The sequence below is a fragment of the Streptomyces sp. NPDC008317 genome (assembly GCF_042955955.1).
In the GTDB taxonomy this organism is placed as follows: domain Bacteria; phylum Actinomycetota; class Actinomycetes; order Streptomycetales; family Streptomycetaceae; genus Actinacidiphila.
In genome coordinates, this window is the sequence record NZ_JBIBFQ010000003.1 from 79,844 (window position 1) to 99,465 (window position 19,622).

13 protein-coding genes and 2 pseudogenes are annotated in these 19,622 nt (G+C 73.5%); 10 read left to right on the plus strand and 5 right to left on the minus strand.

Annotation, left to right across the window (positions count from 1 at the left end; genetic code table 11):
• Positions 1–163: 163 nt before the first annotated feature.
• Complete coding sequence (locus ACFY9V_RS10290) at positions 164–805, minus strand: LAETG motif-containing sortase-dependent surface protein (protein WP_355347210.1); 642 nt, start codon at positions 803–805, stop codon at positions 164–166.
• 281 nt (positions 806–1,086) lie between these two features.
• Here ACFY9V_RS10290 and ACFY9V_RS10295 point away from each other — a divergent pair, with 281 nt between their 5' ends.
• Positions 1,087–1,767, plus strand: coding sequence for a hypothetical protein (locus tag ACFY9V_RS10295; protein ID WP_391160700.1), 681 nt, complete (start codon positions 1,087–1,089; stop codon positions 1,765–1,767).
• 8 nt (positions 1,768–1,775) lie between these two features.
• Here ACFY9V_RS10295 and ACFY9V_RS10300 read toward each other — a convergent pair whose 3' ends face one another.
• From ACFY9V_RS10300 to ACFY9V_RS10310, 3 genes and pseudogenes are all read right to left on the minus strand, one after another.
• On the minus strand, positions 1,776–3,008 hold the full coding sequence (locus ACFY9V_RS10300; RefSeq protein WP_391161367.1) for a VWA-like domain-containing protein: 1,233 nt from the start codon (positions 3,006–3,008) through the stop codon (positions 1,776–1,778).
• Positions 3,009–3,229: 221 nt separating this feature from the next.
• Entirely contained in the window at positions 3,230–4,537 is a 1,308-nt protein-coding gene (locus ACFY9V_RS10305; protein ID WP_391160702.1) for an AAA family ATPase, read from the minus strand.
• Positions 4,538–4,659: 122 nt separating this feature from the next.
• Positions 4,660–6,020 (minus strand): annotated as a pseudogene (locus ACFY9V_RS10310) (hypothetical protein).
• Positions 6,021–6,478: 458 nt separating this feature from the next.
• On the opposite strand from ACFY9V_RS10310, the pseudogene ACFY9V_RS10315 reads away from it, so the two are divergent.
• The 4 genes and pseudogenes from ACFY9V_RS10315 to ACFY9V_RS10330 form a co-directional block, all read left to right on the plus strand.
• Positions 6,479–8,872 (plus strand): annotated as a pseudogene (locus tag ACFY9V_RS10315) (discoidin domain-containing protein); the annotation flags it as partial.
• Positions 8,873–9,022: 150 nt separating this feature from the next.
• Positions 9,023–9,382, plus strand: a complete 360-nt coding sequence (locus ACFY9V_RS10320) for a discoidin domain-containing protein (RefSeq protein ID WP_366823767.1) — start codon at positions 9,023–9,025, stop codon at positions 9,380–9,382.
• A gap of 111 nt (positions 9,383–9,493) precedes the next feature.
• Complete coding sequence (locus ACFY9V_RS10325; RefSeq protein WP_355347198.1) at positions 9,494–10,498, plus strand: aldo/keto reductase family protein; 1,005 nt, start codon at positions 9,494–9,496, stop codon at positions 10,496–10,498.
• Positions 10,499–10,657: 159 nt separating this feature from the next.
• Positions 10,658–11,365 carry a phosphatase PAP2 family protein gene (locus ACFY9V_RS10330; protein ID WP_391160704.1) on the plus strand — a complete coding sequence of 236 codons (708 nt, stop codon included), beginning with the start codon at positions 10,658–10,660 and terminating at the stop codon, positions 11,363–11,365.
• Here ACFY9V_RS10330 and ACFY9V_RS10335 read toward each other — a convergent pair.
• Positions 11,347–12,666: a transglycosylase family protein gene (locus tag ACFY9V_RS10335; protein WP_391160706.1), complete on the minus strand. Its 1,320-nt coding sequence runs from the start codon at positions 12,664–12,666 to the stop codon at positions 11,347–11,349. The two genes, ACFY9V_RS10330 and ACFY9V_RS10335, sit on opposite strands and share 19 nt — an antisense overlap.
• A gap of 163 nt (positions 12,667–12,829) precedes the next feature.
• Between ACFY9V_RS10335 and ACFY9V_RS10340 the strand changes: the two genes are divergently transcribed.
• From ACFY9V_RS10340 to ACFY9V_RS10360, 5 genes are all read left to right on the plus strand, one after another.
• Entirely contained in the window at positions 12,830–13,855 is a 1,026-nt protein-coding gene (locus ACFY9V_RS10340; RefSeq protein ID WP_391160708.1) for an MsnO8 family LLM class oxidoreductase, read from the plus strand.
• Positions 13,856–13,878: 23 nt separating this feature from the next.
• Positions 13,879–14,775, plus strand: a complete 897-nt coding sequence (locus ACFY9V_RS10345; RefSeq protein ID WP_391160710.1) for an MBL fold metallo-hydrolase — start codon at positions 13,879–13,881, stop codon at positions 14,773–14,775.
• Positions 14,772–15,845 carry an inositol-3-phosphate synthase gene (locus ACFY9V_RS10350; protein WP_391160712.1) on the plus strand — a complete coding sequence of 358 codons (1,074 nt, stop codon included), beginning with the start codon at positions 14,772–14,774 and terminating at the stop codon, positions 15,843–15,845. Before ACFY9V_RS10345 ends, ACFY9V_RS10350 begins: the two co-directional genes overlap by 4 nt.
• Before the next feature lie 170 nt (positions 15,846–16,015).
• On the plus strand, positions 16,016–17,362 hold the full coding sequence (locus ACFY9V_RS10355) for a D-alanyl-D-alanine carboxypeptidase (protein ID WP_391160714.1): 1,347 nt from the start codon (positions 16,016–16,018) through the stop codon (positions 17,360–17,362).
• Between the two features lie 135 nt (positions 17,363–17,497).
• A complete protein-coding gene (locus ACFY9V_RS10360; protein WP_391160716.1) occupies positions 17,498–19,621 on the plus strand; it encodes a restriction endonuclease in 2,124 nt (707 codons plus the stop codon).
• The last annotated feature ends 1 nt before the right edge of the window (position 19,622 follow it).

Genomic DNA, 19,622 nt, shown 5'->3' on the forward strand with positions numbered 1-19,622 from the left:
CCGGGGGGCGGGGCGCCGCCCTGGGTGGGCCGCCGGCCCGGGGGGGGCCCGGCCCGGGCGGGGGGGGGGCCCCCCCCCCCCGGGGGGGGGGGGGCGGGGGGGGGGCCGGCCCCCCCCGCGCCGGGACGCCGCCCGTGGGACGGGCGGCCGGTGGTGCGGCGGATCAGCGGTGTGCCGCGCCGCGCCTGCGGTTGAAGACGAGCAGGCCCGCGCCCGCGGCGACGACGGCCGCGGCGATGCCCGCGATCATCGGCGTCGAACTGGAGCTTCCGGTCTCGGCCAGGTCACCGGAGGCCGGGGAGGTGCTGGCCTGCACGACCGGGGCGTTCGAGGTCGCGGTCGTCTCGGGGGTGGTCGGCGGGGCGGTGGGCGTCTCGGACGCCGGGGTGGTCGGCGGCGCGGTGGGCGGCGGCGTCTCGGGCGTGGTGGGCGGCGGCGTGGTCGGCGGCTTCTCGCACGGCTCGGACGTCTTGTACTCGTCCCTGCCGTACTGCTTGCCGTCGCCCGCCTTCACGACCAGGTGCACCTTGATCGCGGTGCTGTGGTCGGGCAGCGCACCCGTGAAGTCGTAGCTGCCGCCGAACGACTCATTGCTCGCGAGCACGGCGCCGCCGTCCACGGAGACGGTCACCGAGTTGGTGACCCGGGCGTTGTAGGCGGTGAGGTGGACCGAGACCGAGTCGCAGTCCACCGACCAGTTGGGGGTGTGTGCCGATGCGGGCGCGGCCAGTACGGCCGACCCGATGAGCGCCGCCATTCCGGCGCCCGCTATGACACCGGAGCGCCTGCGGCTCTGGCGCGTCATTTGCATGAATCCTCCCTGAATTTCGCTGTGTTCTCCGACTCCCTGGCGACGCCCCCGTCCGCCATAACTACGGGGACCGGGACCCTACACCCGGCGGAATTCCGCCCGGCGACCGCCCCCCACCATTACGGAGGCCGTATCAATTCACCTGCAATTCCAGGGGATTCGATCACCGGGCGCCGGTCCGGGGCCCGCTGGTCGCGGCGCGCGGGGAGTGTCGGCCGCGGGCGGTACCGTGCGGCAGACAGCACGGGCACGTCAGGCGGAAGGAGGCAGGTCGCGTGGCCAAGGCACTGACCCCCGCTCAGCGGAAGGCGGTCGCCGGCTCCGATCCGTCGACCGGCCGGCTCTCGGCGCGCGCCGACGTCTGCGCGGCGCTGGTGGCGGCGGGTCTCGCGGTGCCGCACGGCCGCAGCGGCCACCCCGCCTACTACCTGTCCCAGGAGGGTCTGCGGCAGCGCGCCGCGCTGGCGGCGGCCGAAGCGGCACGGCAGGCGGCGCGGGAGGCGGAAGCCGCCGCGGAGCCGCCCGCGGTCCCCGTCGGCACCTTCACGGCCGACGACGGTACGGGGACGGTGACGCCCGGCCGCGGTCCCGCCCGCGCGGCCGAGGTGGCCGCCGCGTGGGAGGGCCTGCTGGGCATCCGGGCGGTGCTCCTCGACGGCGTGACCGACGTGCCCGCGCCGTGGGAGCGCGAACGGCTCGTGCACGCCGTGTCGTTGGCCCTCGAAGCGGCGGGCTGTCCGCCCGCCCCTGACGGTTATACGGTCACGCCTTCCGCGCAGGACGGCGCCGTCGAGGTGTCCTGGCGGGGCGCTGCCGCCCCGGACGAGGCCGCCGGCCACCTCGGCCGGTGCGCGGCGCTGCTCGAAGCCCGCGGCTGGCAGTCCACCCGGCACCGCGACCGCGCCGCCCGCCCCTTCCTTCTCACCTCCCCCCGGCGGTCGGCGCCCCGCCGCTGAGGTGCCGCTCAGCCGATGGTGACCACACGCGCCCAGGACGGCGGGGAGTCCGGGACGTACTCGGCGTCGTCCTCGCGCACGGCGCGCGAGGGGCGGGGGAAGAGGCCGACGACGGTACGGCAGGGCGGCTGCTCGGACGGCCACGGTGTCTGACCGTCCGTCAGGGCGACGACGACGTCCGGGCGGGGCCGGGAGCGCAGGGCGCGGGCGAAGCCGGAGCGCAGATCCGTACCGCCGCCGCCGATCAGCTCGATGCCCTCGGCGCGGCAGATCGGTACGGCCACACCGGCCGCGACATCGCAGGAGATCACCGAGACCAGGTCGCGCCGCCCGCCCACCGCCCGCGAGATCGCGGCCACCTCCAGCAGCGCGGCGCCCAGTTCGGCGTCGCTCACGGAGCCGGACGTGTCGATGACGACGCAGACCCGCGGCGGTGTACGGCGCAGGCTCGGCAGCAGCACTCCGGGGACGGCGGCCGAGCGCCGTGAGGGACGCCGGTAGCTGTGGTTCTCGCCCGCACCCGGCGCGCCCGCCGCCGAGCGGACCGCGGCGCCGAGCAACTGCCGCCACGGCTGCGGGGGATGGAACGCCTCCTCGGCCCATCTGCGCCAGCCCTCGGGCGCCTCCCCCGGCCGCCCCTTGATCCCCTCGGCGACCCGGAAGCGGACCGCGTCCCGCTGCTGCCTGCTCAGGGCGTGCGCCCCGTCCGGTCCCAGCTCCCACGACCTGGCCTGCCCGTCGGCGCCGCTGCCGCAGTCCAGCCAGGCCAGGTCCCCGACGAGCCCGGACATCGACGCCGTCCGCAGATACTCCTCCATCAGCAGGCCGTCGGGCAGCCGCAGCAGCGACGGCAGCACGGCCCCGGCGGGCCGGGGCAGACCGTCCCCGTAGATGTCGTCGTTGATCTCGAAGTCGGCGGCGATGTTGCGCCGCAGCCTCTCCCGACCCTCGGACGGGGGCGTTCCCGCCCCCTCCCGCCCGCCCGGACCGGGCTCTTCGTGCTCCCTGGCGTACCGCTCGCCCCGCGCGTGGTGGTCCCTGAGCAGGTGGGAGACCTCGTGCACCCAGACGCCGGCCAGTTCCTCCGTCGGGGTGCGCGCGACGAAACCGGGCGAGACGTAGCAGCGCCAGTACGCGTCGACCGCCATCGTCGGCACCGACCGGTCCTCCACCACGTGCAGGGCGAAGAGGGCGCTGGCGAGGTAGGGGCGGACCGTGACCGCGTGGAGCCGGGCCGCCATCAACTTCTCGGTGTCGAGGGGCAGTCCGGGAGCGTACGGCTGGTCGGCGGGGCGCTGCCGCCTCGGCGCGAGAGGCCGTACCGGGCGCGGCGGCGCAGGCGGAGGCATCGGGCGCGGTCGCGCGGTGACCGGCCGTTTCCCGGTGACCGCCACCGGCTCCTTCGCGGTGACCGCCACGGGCCCCTTGGCGGTGTCCGTCATCCGTCGCTTCGCCGTGTCCTTCATCGGCCCGTCCTCTTCGTCCGGGCCGCCTCGGCGTCCGCGACCCGCGCCACCGACTGCTCGGCGCGGCGGGCGAGGCCGATGACCGAGACCAGCCGCTCCACCGCGGCGGGCACCTCCCAGTCGTCGCGCCGCAGTCCGGCCAGCGCGGTGGCCGGGGCGACCAGCAGGTCGGGGGCGCCGGACTCCAGCGCCCTGACCAGCACCGCCCAGCCCGCCTCCCACCGCGCCCGCTCCGGCCGCGCGCCGACCGCGGCCACCACGCCCTCCAGCGCCGCCTGCCGCAGGTCGCCGCGCTCGGGCAGTTCCGCGGTCGGCGGGTCGGCCATCAGCGCCTCGGGGTCGGGCAGGTCCATCCGGTCCAGGTGGGCGAGGAGTTCAAGTCCCGGCCCGTCCCCCACCGCGCCCCGCACCAGCAGGGCCAGCACCTCGCGGGACGCGGAGGCCGCCGTACCGAACGCCAGCAAGGTCAGCGCGGCCTCCCAGCTCCGGGGCGAGGGCCACGCGCCGCCGCGCCGCGTCTCCGTGCTCGGCAGCCGGTGGATCAGCGTCGGCCTGGCTTCGAGGAAGCCGCAGACGGCGCGCCGCGCGAGGGCCACGGCCTCGGGCAGCGACTCCGGTACGAGCCTGGGCAGTTCCGGGCGCGGCCAGACGCCGCCGAGGCCGCGTACCACCACCTCACGGTCGTGCACCCAGAACAGATGGACGAAACGGTTGGCCAGCGGCGGGCTCAGCTCCCACCCGTCGGCCGCGGACGCGCGCGGGTTGGCGGCGGCCACGATCCGTACGCCGGGCGGCAGTTGCAGGGCGCCGACCCGGCGCTCCAGCACGACCCGGAGCAGCGCCGCCTGAACGGCCGGTGTGGCCGTGGACAGTTCGTCGAGGAAGAGCAGTCCGCGCCCGGCGCGGACCAGTTCCACGGCCCACTGAGGCGGCGCCATCGGCACACCGCGTACCGCGGGGTCGTCACCCAGGACGGGCAGCCCGGAGAAGTCGGTCGGCTCGTGGACGCTGGCGATCACGGTCGTCAGCGGCAGGTCGAGGGAGGCGGCGAGCTGGGTCAGCGCCGCGGTCTTCCCGATGCCGGGCTCCCCCCACAGCAGTACGGGCAGGTCGGCCGCGACGGCCAGGGCGAGCGCTTCGAGCTGTTCGTCGGGGCGCGGTTCCGTGGTGCTGGTCCGAAGGAGCGTCAGAAGGTCGTCGGCGACGGCGAGTTGGGGGTCGCTCACGGGGGCGGAGGCAGAGGTCAAGGCGGTCGTGGGAGCGGTCGTGAAGGCGGTCGTGGGCAGGAGGGTGCTGGACGTCATGGGCATCACCTGGGGTTGGTCAGGGGAACGGGACGGCCCGCTCCGAAGGGTTTGTGAGGCAGGGCGGCGCTCAACGCGCCGTGCAAAAAAGGGACCTGACGGTTGATCAGACGACGGAGGGGTCAGCGGGCCGTTCCGGTGCGGGGCCTGGCCCGGCTGCTGCGCTTGGCGCGAATGTGCCGCGGCGTATGGCGGACGAGGCGCGGACGGCGCTGCGCCGAGGCCGGGTGTTCCGCGACGAGTCCCGCGCGGAAGACGCCGTGGTCGACGCGGCGGACGGCGGCCCGCTCCAACTCCTCGCGGAGCGGCCGTCGCGGAGTACCGCGCGCGGCCCGAGCAGTCCTTCGACGACGGCCAGCGCCCCGGCCATGTCGCCGTGGCGCAGCCGTTCCCGTACCGCGGGCAGTGCCTCGGGGTCGCGGTGCACGGCGTCGATCGCCCGCAGGCAGGGCAGCGCCGGTCCGCCGAGGGCCACCAGCAGGTCCTCGCGGCGCAGTTCGGCCGGGTCGTGGTCGACCGCCGTCAGCACCCCGTCCCGCGGCGCGATCCGGTGGATCTCGCCGCGGCACTCCACCCGGTGCGGATCACCGGGCTCGGGGCCGTGACCTGCGGCCGGGGCGGTGTCGTACGACGCCAGCGCCGCGGCGACCAGCGGGTGCAGCCGGTCGGCCGTGATCAGCCCGGCCCGTAGCAGTTCCAGGTCCGGCAGGACGCGGGCCGCCGCTTCCGGCAGTACGGGCAGCGCCGCGATGTCGTGCGGTCGCAGCGGTTCGCGCAGCGGCCGGCAGGTCGGGGCATGGCTGTCGTCGGGGGCGACGAGTTCGAACGCGGCGCGGTCGCGCGCGCCCAGCCGTACGGCGAAGGCGCCGCGCGGGCGGCCTTCGGCTCGCAGCAGCAGTTCGGCCTCCGCGGCCCACCGCCCCGACGCCCACGGACCCTCGTCCGCGCCGCAGCGCCGCGCCAGTTCGCCGCTCCGCCCGGCGTCCCAGAGATGCCGGTGCAGGTCGAGCCGGAAGCGCCGCTCGGGATACGGGTGCGGGTGGATTCCGGCGGCGCCGTGCCCCGGCTCCTGCCACAGCGCCAGCGCCATCCGCTGCCCCGCGTCGGCTCTGGCCGGCGGTGTCCGTACGACCAGGTCGACCGGCGGACCGGCCGAAGCGCCGTACCGCGCGAGGAGGATGGTCACACCGGGCCGCAAGCGGCCGTCCGGCGCGATCCTCGGCATGTGCCAGCGCAGCAGATCGGGTGCCAACCGGCGCAGATCCGCCCGGAGTCGGGCGGCCAGTTCGGTGCCGTGCCGCGTGCGCACGGCTCGCAGATCGAGATCCGCGTCGACCCGGGCCGCGGCGCACGCCCCGGCCCAGTCGCCGACGGCGCGCCGCGCGGTGGCGGTCTCGATCATGGACGGTGGCACGGCGTACTCGCGTACGCGGCGCCACATCAACACATGGGCGGGAATCTCGTCCGTGAGGTGAGGTGCCATCAGCACTCACCCTGGTCGAACGATTCCCCCATTCCGTACGAGAAGGAGTTCGTCATCACGCCCATCATAGGCACAGCCGCCGCCCGGACTCCATCAACGGGTGAGCCTCCGTCAGACGGCCGGGGAGCCGGCGGCTCCGACGGACGGAGAGCGGACGGCGAGCGCACGGCGAGCAGACGGCTCCGGCGGACGGAGAGCCGGTGACGCCGACCGCCGGGCGTGACGGCCTCGGATGTGTGGAGCATCGGGAATTATCGGATTTTGGAGCCGTCTATGACGGTCAGGTGTCGTGAATATTGCGAGGAGCCATCGCATTTTTGCGCAGACTCATGGACTTACTGCGACCCGCCTCGTAGTCTCTCCACGCCTGGCCGGGTGTTCCCCCCTAGTTCCACCCCCTCACCCCCCTCGACGCGCAAGGACGTGTGCCTGTGTCGCACTCATTGCAGAGCCATGAGTTGAGTCCTCAAAGAAGCCGCAGAGTCAGACAGCGCGGCGCCGCCGCGGTGCTGTCGTTCGCCGTGGCCGCGGCAGCCGCGCTGACCGCCGTGACCTTGGCGAACGCCCCCGCCGCCCACGCGGCAGGCGTACCCGCCCCTTCACCCGTCGGCATATCGGGCCGCGGCGCGAACGTGCCGTTCAAGGAGCTCGAGGCCGAGTACGCCAACACCAACGGCGCGCTGATCGGCCCCGACCGCTACTACGGCCACCTGCCGTCCGAGGCGTCGGGCCGTCAGGCCGTCACCCTGAGCGCCGCCGGACAGTACGTGGAGTTCACGCTGACGGCGCCCGCGAACGCGATGTCGCTGCGCTACAGCCTCCCGGACACCGCGGACGGCAAGGGCAGGGACGCCACGCTGGACGTGCAGGCCAACGGGACCTCGATCAAGACCCTGCCGGTGACCTCGAAGTACAGTTGGTACTACGGCGGTTACCCGTTCAACAACAACCCGGGCGACACCAACCCGCACCACTTCTACGACGAGTCGCGGACGATGTTCGGGACCACGTACCCGGCCGGCACCAAGATCCGCGTGCAGGTGACGTCCACGGCGCAGTCCCCGACGTTCACCATCGACCTGGCGGACTTCGAGACGGTCGCGGCCCCGATCGCCAAGCCCGCGGGCGCGCTCGACGTGGTGACGGACTTCGGCGCGGACCCGACGGGTGCCACGGACTCCACCGCCAAGTTCCAGGCGGCCGTGGACGCGGGCAAGGCGCAGGGCAAGACCGTATACATCCCGCAGGGCAACTTCACGCTGTACAGCCACGTCATCGTCGACAAGGTCACCCTCGTCGGCGCCGGCCCCTGGTACAGCGTGCTCGGCGGCCGTGACCCGGTGAACCGCTCCAACGCGGCCGGTATCTACGGCAAGTACACCAACCAGGGCGGGCCGAGCACCAACGTCAACCTCAAGGACTTCGCCATCATCGGCGACATCCGCGAGCGCGAGGACAACGACCAGGTCAACGGCCTCGGTGGCGCGATGTCCAACTCCACCGTCGACAACCTGTGGTTGCAGCACGTCAAGTGCGGTGCGTGGATGGACGGTCCGATGGACCACTTCACCATCAAGAACAGCCGCATCCTGGACACGACGGCCGACGGTGTGAACTTCCACATCGGCGTCACCAACTCCACGGTCACCAACACCTTTGTGCGCAACACCGGTGACGACGGTCTGGCGGGCTGGCCGGAGAACGTGCCGAACGTCAACGACAGCTTCGACCACAACACGGTCGTGCTGCCGATCCTGGCGAACAACATCGTCACGTACGGCGGCAAGGACTTCAACATCTCCGACAACGTGATGGCCGACACCATCTCCAACGGCGGCGGCCTGCACATCGCCAACCGCTACCCGGGGGTCAACGCCGGTTCCGGCACCGCGGTCGCGGGCACCATCACGGCGGCGCGCAACACGCTGATCAGAACCGGTAACAGCGACTTCAACTGGCAGTTCGGCGTCGGCGCCATCTGGTTCGACGGCCTCCAGGGCAAGGTCGACGCCAACATCCAGATCACCGACACGGACATCCTCGACAGCTCCTACGAGGCGATCCAGTCGATCGAGAGCGGCGTCACGGGCGTCACGTTCAAGAACGTCAACATCGACGGCGCGGGCACCTACGCGATCCAGGCGCAGGCACCGGCCGACATGACGTTCATCAACGTCAAGGCGAAGAACATCGCCCAGTCCGCCACCCCGATCCACAACTGCGTCGGCACCGGCCTGAACATCATCGACGGCGGCGGCAACTCCGGTATCACCGGGCAGACCTGCACCGGCACCTGGCCGACCCCGATCTGGACCAACGGCGGCGTTCCGACCGGCGGTGGCGGCGGTACGACCACGCCTCCCACCACCCCGCCGACCACGCCCCCGACCACTCCGCCCACCACTCCCCCGACGACCCCGCCGACGACTCCGGCCAACGGCAACCTGGCGCAGGGCCACCCCGCGACCGCCTCGTCCGCGGTGCAGAGCTACTCGGCGGCCAACGCCGTCGACGGCAACGCGTCCTCGTACTGGGAGAGCAACAGCAACGCCTTCCCGCAGACGCTGACCGTCGACCTCGGCGCGGCCAAGTCGATCGGCAAGGTCACGCTCAAGCTTCCGCCGTCGGCGGACTGGGCGACCCGTACCGAGACCCTGTCGGTGCTGGGTTCGACGGACAACAGCTCCTGGAGCACGCTGAAGGCTTCGGGCGGCGTCTCCTTCAACCCGTCGTCGGGCAACACGGCCACGCTGACCTTCAACGCGGCCACCGCGCGGTACGTCCGGCTGAACATCACCGGCAACACCGGCTGGACCGCGGGCCAGATCTCGGAGTTCGAGGTCTACGCGGCCGACGGCACGCCGACCACGCCGCCCACGACTCCCCCGACCACCCCGCCGACGACCCCGCCGACGACTCCTCCCACCACGCCTCCCACGACCCCGCCCGCCAACCCGAACCTGGCGCAGGGCCGTACGGCCACCGACACCGGTCACTCCGACATCTACGTCGCGGCCAACGCGGTGGACGGCAACGTCAACTCCTACTGGGAGAGCGCCAACAGCGCCTTCCCGCAGTCCCTGACGGTCGACCTCGGCTCCGCCAAGACCGTCGGCCGGCTGGTGCTGAAGCTGCCGACCAACTGGGGCACCAGGACCGAGACGCTGAGCGTCCTCGGCTCCACCGACAACAACACGTACAGCACGCTCAAGGCGTCCGCGGGCTACACCTTCACCCTTGGTACCGACACCGCGACCGTCACCCTGACCCCGACCACCACCCGCTACCTGCGGCTCACCTTCACCGGGAACACCGGCTGGCCGGCGGGCCAGCTCTCCGAGCTGGAGGCCTACGCCTCCTGATCCGGTGACCGCACCGACTCCCCGCCCCGGCGGCCCCGTAGCTCAGGGCCCCCGGGGCGGGGCATTCGCGCCGGTCGCGGCGGTACGGGCGGGCGATCTAGAGTCGGTCCCATGGAATACCGTCACCTTGGCCGCAGCGGCCTGATCATCAGCGAAATCGCCTACGGAAACTGGCTCACCCACGGCTCCCAGGTGGAGGAGGACGCGGCGACCGCGTGTGTGCGGGCGGCGCTGGACACGGGGATCACGACCTTCGACACCGCGGACACGTACGCGCAGACCCGCGCGGAGTCGGTGCTCGGCCGGGCGCTGAAGGGCGAGCGCCGGGAGGGTCTGGAGATCCTCACCAAGGTCTTCTGGCCGACCGGTCCCGGACGCAACGACCGGGGTCTGTCCCGCAAGCACATCATGGAGTCGATCGACGGCTCGCTGCGACGGCTCCAGACGGACTACGTCGACCTCTACCAGGCGCACCGGTTCGACCGGTTCACGCCGCTGGAGGAGACGATGGAGGCGTTCGCCGACGTCGTGCACTCCGGCAAGGCGCACTACATCGGCGTCTCGGAGTGGACGGCCGACCAGATCCGCCGCGGGCACGCGCTCGCCCGCGAGCTGCGCATCCCGCTGGTCTCCAACCAGCCGCAGTACTCCGCGCTCTGGCGCGTCATCGAGGCCGAAGTGGTGCCCGCCTGCGAGGAGTTGGGCATCGGTCAGATCGTGTTCTCACCGATCGCGCAGGGTGTGCTGACCGGCAAGTACGTGCCGGGGCAGCAGCCGCCCGCCGGTTCGCGCGCCACCGACGCCAAGGGCGGCGCGAACATGATCGACCGCTGGATGAACGACGAGGTGCTGGGGCGGGTGCAGCAGCTCCACGCGCTCGCCGCCGACGCCGGTCTGACGATGGCTCAGCTCGCGGTCGCCTGGGTGCTCCAGAACCCGAACGTCTCGGCCGCGATCGTCGGCGCGTCCCGCCCCGAGCAGGTCGCGGAGAACGTGAAGGCGGCCGGCGTGACCCTGGACGCGGGTCTGCTGGCGAAGCTGGACGCCGTCCTGGAGCCGGTCGCGGTCACCGACCCGCTGAAGACACCGCAGATCACGCCCGCCGCGCGGCCGTAGGGCCCGAGGCACACACCCGCGGAACACGGTCCGATCCATCGCGCCGAGGGGAAGCCCGCCCGGCCGCCGCGTACAGTATGTCTACGTGCCTGTAGACGAAGCTGACGCCCGCGGCCGGGCGGACCTTTCGCGTACCGAGCGAGAAGGGCCGCTCCCCCGGTGACCGCCCGCGCGCCATGGCGCCGCGCACTGCTCCCGGCCGCCTTCGCCGCCGCCTTCGCGGTGCTCGCCTGGGTGGTGCTGGCCAGGCACGGCACGCCGTACGCGGTGGACACCGGGCCGCACCGCTGGTCGGTGGAGCACCGGCCGCACGCCATGGTGACCGTGGCCCGTACCGTCACCGACCTCGGCACCGGCCCGTTCCCGTATCTCGCCGCCGTGCTGGGCGGCTGGCTGGCGGGCGGCGGCGGTGTGGGGCGCGGCGCGCTGCGGACCTCGCGCGGTGTGCCCATGGCGCTGCTCGCGCTGGCCGTGCTGCTCGCGGGCCAGGCGGTACGCACGCTGCTGGTCATGGCGCTGCACCGGGCCAGGCCGCCCGCGGCGGACTGGGCGACGCACGCCTCCGGCTACTCCTTCCCCTCCGGGCACACCGCGTCCAGCGCGATGGCCGCCGGGCTGCTGGCCTGGGGGCTGCTGCGCTGGCGGCCGGGCCGCACGGGGCGGCTGCTCACCGCGCTGTGCGCGCTCGTCGCGCTGGCCGTCGGCTGCACCCGCGTGTATCTGGGCGTGCACTGGCCGACGGATGTCGTCGGCGGCTGGCTCTTCGCCGGTTGCTGGCTCGGCGCGGCGCTGCCGCCGCTCACGACGTTCGCCGGCCGGAGCGGGCCGGGCGGACCCGGCCCGTCCGATCAGATCGAGACGCCGTGAGCCCGCAGGTAGTGCAGCGGGTCGATGTCGTCGCCGTATTCGGGTCCCGTCCGCATCTCGAAGTGCAGGTGCGGTCCTGTGACGTTGCCGGTCGAGCCCGAACGCGCTATCCGCTGGCCGGAGGTGACCTTCTGTCCGACCTTGACCGAGATCTGCGACAGGTGCGCGTACTGGCTGTAGTCGCCGTCCGCGTGCCGGATGACGATCTGGTAGCCGTAACTGCCGCCCCAGCCCGCCGTCACCACGGTGCCCGCGGCCACCGACTTCACACTGGTGCCGGTGCCGACCAGGAAGTCCACACCTGTGTGGTAGCCGCTGGCCCAACTTGAGCCGGAGGCGTGGTACGGCGTGCCGATCGGCGCGCCGCTGACCGGCAGGGTGTACGCGGTGTGGGTCGGGGCCGCGGCGGGCTTCGTCGTACGGTCCAGCGTGCGGGTGCCCGCGGGGGCCACCGACTTCTTGGGCATGGCCTTCGGGGCGGCCTTGGGCGTCGGCTTCGGCTGCGCCTTGGGACGGGTCGTGGTGTGCGGCTCGCGCTGCGTCGTGTGCTGCGGGTGCGCCACCGGGGTCCGCAGGTCGAGCCGCTGGCCGGGGAGGATCAGGTCGGGGTCGTCGCCGACCACCGAGCGGTTGTCGGCGTAGAGCCGGGGCCAGCCGCCCGCCACATGGTGGTCGTCGGCGATGCCGGACAGCGTGTCGCCCGACCTCACCGTGTAACGGTCCTTGCCCGGGGCCGACTTGGGCTGCGCGGTCTTCGGCGTGGTCTTCTTCGCGGGCGCCTTGGCCGGGGAACTGGCCCGGGCCTTCGCGGTGCTCTTGGTCTCGCTCCTGACCGGGGCCTTCGCGGGCGTCCTGCGCGCCTGGTCGGACGCGGTCCGCACCTTCGCGGCGGGCACCTCGACCTTGTGGGAGGCGGTGGCGGCGGTACGGGTCAGCCCGGCGCGTACCGAGCAGACCGGCCAGGCGCCGGGGCCCTGGCTGTGCAGCACCTTCTCGGCCACGGCTATCTGCTGGTTCTTCGTGGCGAGGTCGGCGCGCGGCGCGTAGGCCGTACCGCCGAAGGACTTCCAGGTGCTGGAGGCGAACTGGAGCCCGCCGTAGTACCCGTTGCCCGTGTTGATCTGCCAGTTGCCCGAGGACTCGCAGTTGGCGACCTTGTCCCAGGTGCTCTCGGCGGCCGCGTGGGCGCTGCTCAGCCCGATCAGCGGCAGGGCGAGACCGGCGCCGCCCGCGGTGACGGTGAGGGATGCCTGCGATACGCGGCTGGGGCGGTATCGGCGGTGACGTCCGCGTAAGGGCATAGCACGAGTCCTCTCCAGGACCGGCCCGTGGGGCCTGGGCTGCCGTACGCCCGAATTGCCGGGCGGGCCAAAGATAGGGCCCGTACACACTCGGCCACAAGGGGTGACGACAAGTGTTCGGTTTCGGGCGGTTCGGGAATGACGGAGTCCGGTACGCGTTGGAATGAACGTGAGCTCTCCGCTGCGCGACACCCCGTTCTCCGTCCTTGACCGCTCCCGCACGAGGGAGGGCCAGGACGGCGCTCAGGCGCTGCGCGACACCGTGGCGTTCGCGCGCGAGGTCGAAGCGCTCGGCTACCACCGCTTCTGGGTCTCCGAGCACCACAGCGTGCCCGGCGTGGCCGGTTCCGCGCCGACGGTGCTCGCGGCGGCGGTCGCCGCGGCCACCTCGCGGATCAGGGTCGGCACCGGCGGCGTGATGCTGCCCAATCACCAACCTCTGGTCGTGGCCGAGCAGTTCGGGGTCCTGGAGGCGCTGTTCCCGGGCCGGATCGACATGGGTCTGGGGCGGTCGGTGGGCTTCACCGACGGCATCCGCAAGGCACTGGGCCGCGGCAAGGAGGCCGCGGGCGCGTTCGACGCGCAGATCGACGAACTGCTCGGGTACTTCACCGGCACCCAGCGGGTCCACCCGCAGGTGCACGCCTGGCCCGCCGAGGGGCTGCGTCCGCCGGTGTTCCTGCTGGCCGTCGGCAGCGGCGCGGACCTGGCCGCCGCGCACGGCCTGCCGCTGGTGATCGGCGGTGTGCGCGGCGAGGACGCGATGCTGCGCGCGGTGGACCGCTACCGCGCCGCCTTCCGTCCCTCCGCGTGGTCGGCCGCCCCCTATGTCGTGCTGTCCGGCACCGTCGCGGTCGCCGACAGCGGCGAGCGGGCCCGCAGGCTGCTGGTCCCGGAGGCGTGGTCGACGGCCTGGTCCCGCACCCGCGGCGTCTTTCCGGCCCTCGCGCCGTACGAGTCGACGGCCGCGCGCACGATGACGGGTCCGGAGCGCGAACGCTTCGAGGAGGCGATGGCCGGGCATCTGCACGGCACGCCCGAGGACGTCGCGAAGGCGCTGGAGTCGCTGCTGGAGCGCAGCGCGGCCGACGAATTCCTCGTCACGACCAGTACGTACGACCGCGCGGAGCTGCTGGAGTCCTACCGGCTGCTGGCCGCGATCACCTCGGGAGATCCGGCCGCCGCGTGAGAGCGCCGGGTTAGGGTCACCGAGTGAGCGAACAGATCATCGAACCGGTCTCCGGCGACCTCGATGTCCGCTGGCACGCGGGGTGGCCGTCGGCCAAGCACGACCCGGCGCCGGAGATCCAGGTGCACGCGTACGACGAACACACCCTGATCCTGCGGCAGAACATGTCGGTGCACTTCGAGGCGCCCTTCCTCTTCCTGCTCCTCGGCGCCGAGCGCGCCCTGCTGTTGGACACCGGCGCCACCGCCGACGCCCGCCACTTCCCGCTGCGCCGCACCGTGGACGCGGCGATCGAGGCGTGGCTGGCCCTCCAGCCGGGCACCGAGCCGGACGCGTACGAGCTGGTGGTGGCGCACACCCACGGCCACGGCGACCACATCGCGGGCGACGCCCAGTTCGCCGACCGGCCCCGTACCGTCGTGGTCGGTCCGGATCTCGACGCGGTGACCGCCTTCTACGGGCTGCGGGACTGGCCGCGGGGCACCGCCACGTTCGACCTCGGCGGCCGGGTCCTCGACGTGCTGCCGGGCCCCGGGCACGAGGCCGCCGCCACCGTCTTCCACGACCGGCGCACCGGAATCCTGTTCACCGGCGACACCCTCTACCCCGGTCATCTCTACGTCCGCGACCCGGCCGCCTACACCGCGACCGTGGACCGGCTGCTGGCCTTCTGCGAGCGGCACCCGGTCACCCATCTGCTCGGCTGTCACATCGAGATGACCACCACGCCCGGCGACGACTACCCGCGCGGCACCACCCACCAGCCGGACGAGCCGCCGCTCCAGATGGACGTGGGCCACCTGCGCGTCCTGCGCGCGGCGCTGACCGCGGTCGACGCCCGCCCCGGCGTCCACGGCTTCGCCGACTTCCTCGTCCACATCGAACCCCGCACCGAACCTCTCGACCCGGAGCGCGCATGAGGACCGTCAACGTCGGCGTCATAGGCGTGGGGAACTGCGCCTCCTCCCTGGTCCAGGGCGTGGAGTTCTACGCGTCCACGGCCGGGAGCGGCGACGGCCCGGAAGCGGGCCCGGCGGGCCTGACCCACCCGGTGTGCGCGGGCTACGCCGTCTCCGACGTGCGGTTCACCGCCGCCTTCGACGTCCACACGGCCAAGACCGGCCGCGACCTGTCCGAGGCGATCTGGGCGCCGCCGAACAACGCGCGGGCCTTCGCGAAGGTGCCGCACCTCGGCGTGGAGGTGACCGAGGGCGCGCTGAGCGACGGCGTCGGGCGCAGCGCCGCCGACCAGGTCGACGCGCGCGGTACGGCCACCGTCGACGACATCGCGCGGCGGCTGCGGGACAGCGGCACGCACGTCCTGGTGAATTTCCTGCCGGTCGGCAGCCAGGCCGCGTCCGAGCTGTACGCGCGGGCCGCGCTGCGCGCCGGGTGCGCCTTCCTCAACTGCATCCCGTCGGTGATCGCCCGCTCCCCGCGGTGGGCGGGCCGGTTCGCCGAGGCGGGGCTGCCGCTGGCCGGTGACGACCTGAAGAGCCAGTTCGGCGCGACGCTCGTGCACCGCGCGCTGGTGGACGTGCTCACGCGCAACGGCGTACGGCTGCGGAGCACGTACCAACTGCTCGGCGGCGGGAACATGGACTTCCTGAACATGCAGGACGCGGAGCGGATGGCGAGCAAGAAGGCCACCAAGACGCAGGGGATGTACGGGGGTTCGGGCGAGGCGGCGCCGTCGCACGTGGGCGCCGACTTCATCCCGTTCCTCGCCGACCGGAAGGTGGCCTTCATCCGGGTCGAGGCGGAGGGCTTCGGCGGCACACCGCTGGAGATCGACCTGCGGATGGAGGTCGACGACTCGCCGAGCGCCGCGGGGAACGTGCTGGACGCCGTCCGCTATCTGAAGGCCGCGCTCGACCGCGGTCTCGGCGGCGTGGTGGACCCGGTGTCGGCGGCCGTCATGAAGGCCACGCCCACGCCGCTGGACGAGGCCGCGATCGAGGCGGGGCTCGCGGCGCTGTCCGACGGGTGATCAGCGGGCTTCGGGGACCGGGGATGTGACGGCGCGTCGGATTCGGTAGCCGGCCGGTGAGCGGCCGTCAGCCGGTCGGCCCCCGGGCGTCACGCCGGTGGCGGCGGTGTCTCATCCTTATGGGTCACGTCGCCGCGCCGACCCGGCCGCGGCGTTCCTACGGTGACGGCATGAACGTCTTCCGCGCCTCGTCGTGCCGCCACGACCGTCCTCGTAAGACCGCCGCCCCCGCCGTCGCGGCCTCGGTGGCCGCCGCCAGGTGTCTGGCCGTCGGCTGCTGCCTCGCCGCCGCGACCGCGCTGGCCACCGTGTCCGCCGCCGCGACCGCCGCCGCGGCGGCCCTTCCCGCGGACGGCGGGCGCGGCTCGTCGGGCCCCGGCGCCGCGACGGTGGTCGCCGGCGGTCCGCTGCTCGCCGGGCACGGGGTGCTGGTGCAGCCGCACGCCGGGTCGCCGCGGCTGCCGTCCGGGCTGTCCGCGCTGTCGTGGACGGTCTCCGACGCGCGCACCGGCCAGGTGCTGGCCGCCAAGGACCCGCACCGCAGGCTGCCGCCGGCCAGCACCCTGAAGACGCTGTTCGCGGTCACCGTGCTGCCGCGCTTCCCCGGCGACGCCACCCACCGCGTCACCGACTCCGACCTCACGGGGATCGGCGCGGGCAGCAGCCTGGTCGGGATCCAGGCCCGGCAGACGTACACCGTCGCAGACCTGTGGCGCGGTGTCTTCCTCAGCTCGGGCAACGACGCCGTGCACGTCCTGGCGCACATGAACGGCTCGGTGCCGCTGACCGTCAGCCAGATGCAGGCCAAGGCCGAGATGCTGGGCGCGGACGACACCCATGTGGTCTCCCCCGACGGCTACGACATGCCGGGCCAGGTCTCCTCGGCCTACGACCTGGCCGTCATCGCCCGCGCGGGCCTGGCCATGCCGGATTTCGCGACGTACGCCTCCACCCGGTGGGCGCAGTTCCCCGGCGGCTACGACGCGCACGGCAAGTACGTGAAGTCGTTCGGCATCCAGAACACCAACCGGCTGCTCACCGGCGCGGACGGCGTCAAGCGCTACCCCGGCGTGATCGGTGTGAAGAACGGCTACACCACCAACGCGGGCAACACCCTGGTCGCCGCCGCCAAGCGCGGGGACCGCACACTGATCGCGACCGTGATGAATCCGCAGTCCGGGCTGCCGCAGGCGGTCTACCACGAGGCGGGCGCGCTGCTGGACTGGGGCTTCTCGGCCGCGGGCCGTACCTCGTCGGTCGGCACGCTGAACACGGCGACGACCGCGTACCACGACGATTCCGCGCACGCCTCACAGGAGGCCGAGCGGCCCGCGCGGCAGCCCGCCCAGGAGCCCGCGCGGCAGGAGCCGAAGCCCGCCCCCGCGCCGCAGGAGCCCAGCACCGCGGACGCCGCGTCATCGTCGCCTACCACCTGGTACGTGGGCGGCGCGCTGGCGCTGGGCGCGGCGGGCTCGGTGGTCGTGCTGCGCCGCCGGTCCGCGGCGAAGGCGCGCTGAGCGAAGGGCGCCGACTCGGGCCACGCTGTGGTCCGGAAGCGGTGACGACGCGCTGGCCAGGGGCGTACTCTCAGTTGCCGGGCAGGGGGCACGCACGGTGTCCGCAGCGCCGCGCCGAGAGGGAGCCGTACCCGCATGAGCCGCCGTACTTCCGGTCCCGTATCCACCTGGGCCGAGGTCCAGCGGCAGCGCCAGCGGCAGCAAGAGGCCCAGCAGCGCGCCTGGTTGCAGGCGCGGCGGGAGACCGAGCGGCAGCAGCGCGCGGCGGAGCGGGCCGCCTCCCGGCGCAGCCGTGAGCAGCAGGCCGCGTACCGCGCGAGCCGGGAGGCCGACGCGCGGCAGCGGACCGACGACCTGGAGCGCCGGTTCGCCGAGCTCCAGGGCCTGTTGGCGGCCGGCTGCGCGGCGCCCGTCTTCACCCCCGCGGCGCTGCTGACGCCTGAGGTGGTCGAGCCGTTCGCCCCCGGACGGCTCGCCGAGCCGATCCCGATGCCCGACCCGAACGCGTACACGCCCCGGCAGGGCGGCGGTTGGGGCGCGGCGCGGCACGAGCGCGAGCGGGCCCGCACGCTGTACGAGAACGACCTGCGGGCCGCGCAGGCCACCGAGGCGTTGCGGCAGCGCCAACTCGCCGACTACCAGCGGCAGTACCGGCAGTGGGCCGATCAGCGGCTGGCGGAGATCCGGCGGCAGAACGCCGAGGTCGAGACATCCGTCGCCGCACTGCGCGACGGGGACCCCGAGGCGGTCGAGGACTATCTGACGGCGGCCCTCTACGCGTCCGCCGCGTGGCCGCACGGCCTGCCCCGGCAGGTCTCGGCGTCCTACGACCGGGCCGACCGGCAGCTCGTGCTCGACTGGGAGCTGCCCGCCTTCTCCGTGGTGCCCGAGGCGTCGCTGGTGCGGTACATGCCGGGCGCCGACCGGGACAAGGAGGTGGCGCGCCCGGTCGCCGAGCGCCGCGCGGCCTACCGGGACGTCCTGGCCCAGTGCCTGCTGCTCGTGCTGCGCGAGCTGTTCGGCGCCGACGCGCACGACGTCCTGGACTCCGTGGTGCTCAACGGCTTCGTGGACGACACCGACCCGGCCACCGGCCACCGTACGAAGACCGTCGTCGCCTCCGCGCTGGTGTCGGACGCCGCCTTCGCGGCGGTCAACCTCGACCGGGTCAACGCGGTCGACTGCTTCACCGAGGCGCTGAACGGCCGGCTCTCCCCCCGCCCGGACAAGCGCGCGGCCGTCGAGCCCATCCGGCTGCCGGGCGAGGCGGGCCGCACGATGGTCTCGCACGGCGGCGAGGAGGAGCCCGACCTGCTGGCCATGGACCCGCTGGAGTTCGAGGAGCTGGTCGCGCGGCTGTTCCGGGCGATGGGGATGAACGCGGTCACGACGGTGCGCTCCGGCGACGGCGGTGTGGACGTCGACGCGCTGGACCCGGACCCGATACGCGGCGGCAAGATCGTGGTGCAGGTCAAGCGCTACCGCAACACGGTCTCGCCGAGCGCCGTACGCGACCTGTTCGGCACGGTGCAGAGCGTCGGCGCCAACAAGGGCGTGCTGATCACCACCTCCGGTTTCGGGCCGACCTCGCACGCCTTCGCCAACGGCAAGCCGCTGACGCTGGTGTCGGGCCCGGACCTGGTGGACCTGTTGCACAGCAACGGGCTCGGCGGCCGTCTGGGCCCCGCCCCCGGCACCGTCGAGCGCACCCCGACGCTGGTCTCGACGGTGCTGCCCGGTATCGACGCCGACGCGGACGCCGACTCCGAGGCGAGCGTGCTCGGCATGTGGTGGGCGGGCGGTGTGCGGCTCGACGTCTGCGCGCTGGTGTGCCGGGGCGGCCGGGTACTGGACGACGACCACTTCGTCTTCTTCAACAATCCGCGCACGCCCGACGGCAGTGTGCGGATGATGCCCGCGCTCGGCGGGGACAAGGCCGCGATCTGGGTGAGCTTCGACCGGCTGCCCGCCCGCGCGGACCGGGTGGTGCTGGTCGCCGCCGTCGACCCGGAGGCCGATCCGGACGCCGATCTGACCGGATTCACCGACGCCCGGATCAGGCTCACCGACCCCAGCGGAGCCGAGGCCGACCGCCTCGAGGTCTCCGACGGCAGGCCCGGTGAGACGGCGCTGGTGCTCGGCTCCTTCTGCAGGAGCGGTACGGGCGCCGACTGGCGCTTCGTGGCGGGCGGCAAGGGCTACGCGGGCTCGGGCGGGCTGGTGGCGCTGGTCGGGGAGCACGGGATCGCGGTCGACTGAG

Coding starts and splice junctions, on each gene's coding strand:
- ACFY9V_RS10290 (WP_355347210.1), bottom strand. CDS start 805: ATGACGCGCCAGAGCCGCAGGCGCTCCGGTGTCATAGCGGGCGCCGGA.
- ACFY9V_RS10300 (WP_391161367.1), bottom strand. CDS start 3,008: ATGGCGGCCCGGCTCCACGCGGTCACGGTCCGCCCCTACCTCGCCAGC.
- ACFY9V_RS10305 (WP_391160702.1), bottom strand. CDS start 4,537: ATGACGTCCAGCACCCTCCTGCCCACGACCGCCTTCACGACCGCTCCC.
- ACFY9V_RS10325 (WP_355347198.1), top strand. CDS start 9,494: ATGGAATACCGTCACCTTGGCCGCAGCGGCCTGATCATCAGCGAAATC.
- ACFY9V_RS10335 (WP_391160706.1), bottom strand. CDS start 12,666: ATGCCCTTACGCGGACGTCACCGCCGATACCGCCCCAGCCGCGTATCG.
- ACFY9V_RS10340 (WP_391160708.1), top strand. CDS start 12,830: ATGAACGTGAGCTCTCCGCTGCGCGACACCCCGTTCTCCGTCCTTGAC.
- ACFY9V_RS10350 (WP_391160712.1), top strand. CDS start 14,772: ATGAGGACCGTCAACGTCGGCGTCATAGGCGTGGGGAACTGCGCCTCC.
- ACFY9V_RS10355 (WP_391160714.1), top strand. CDS start 16,016: ATGAACGTCTTCCGCGCCTCGTCGTGCCGCCACGACCGTCCTCGTAAG.
- ACFY9V_RS10360 (WP_391160716.1), top strand. CDS start 17,498: ATGAGCCGCCGTACTTCCGGTCCCGTATCCACCTGGGCCGAGGTCCAG.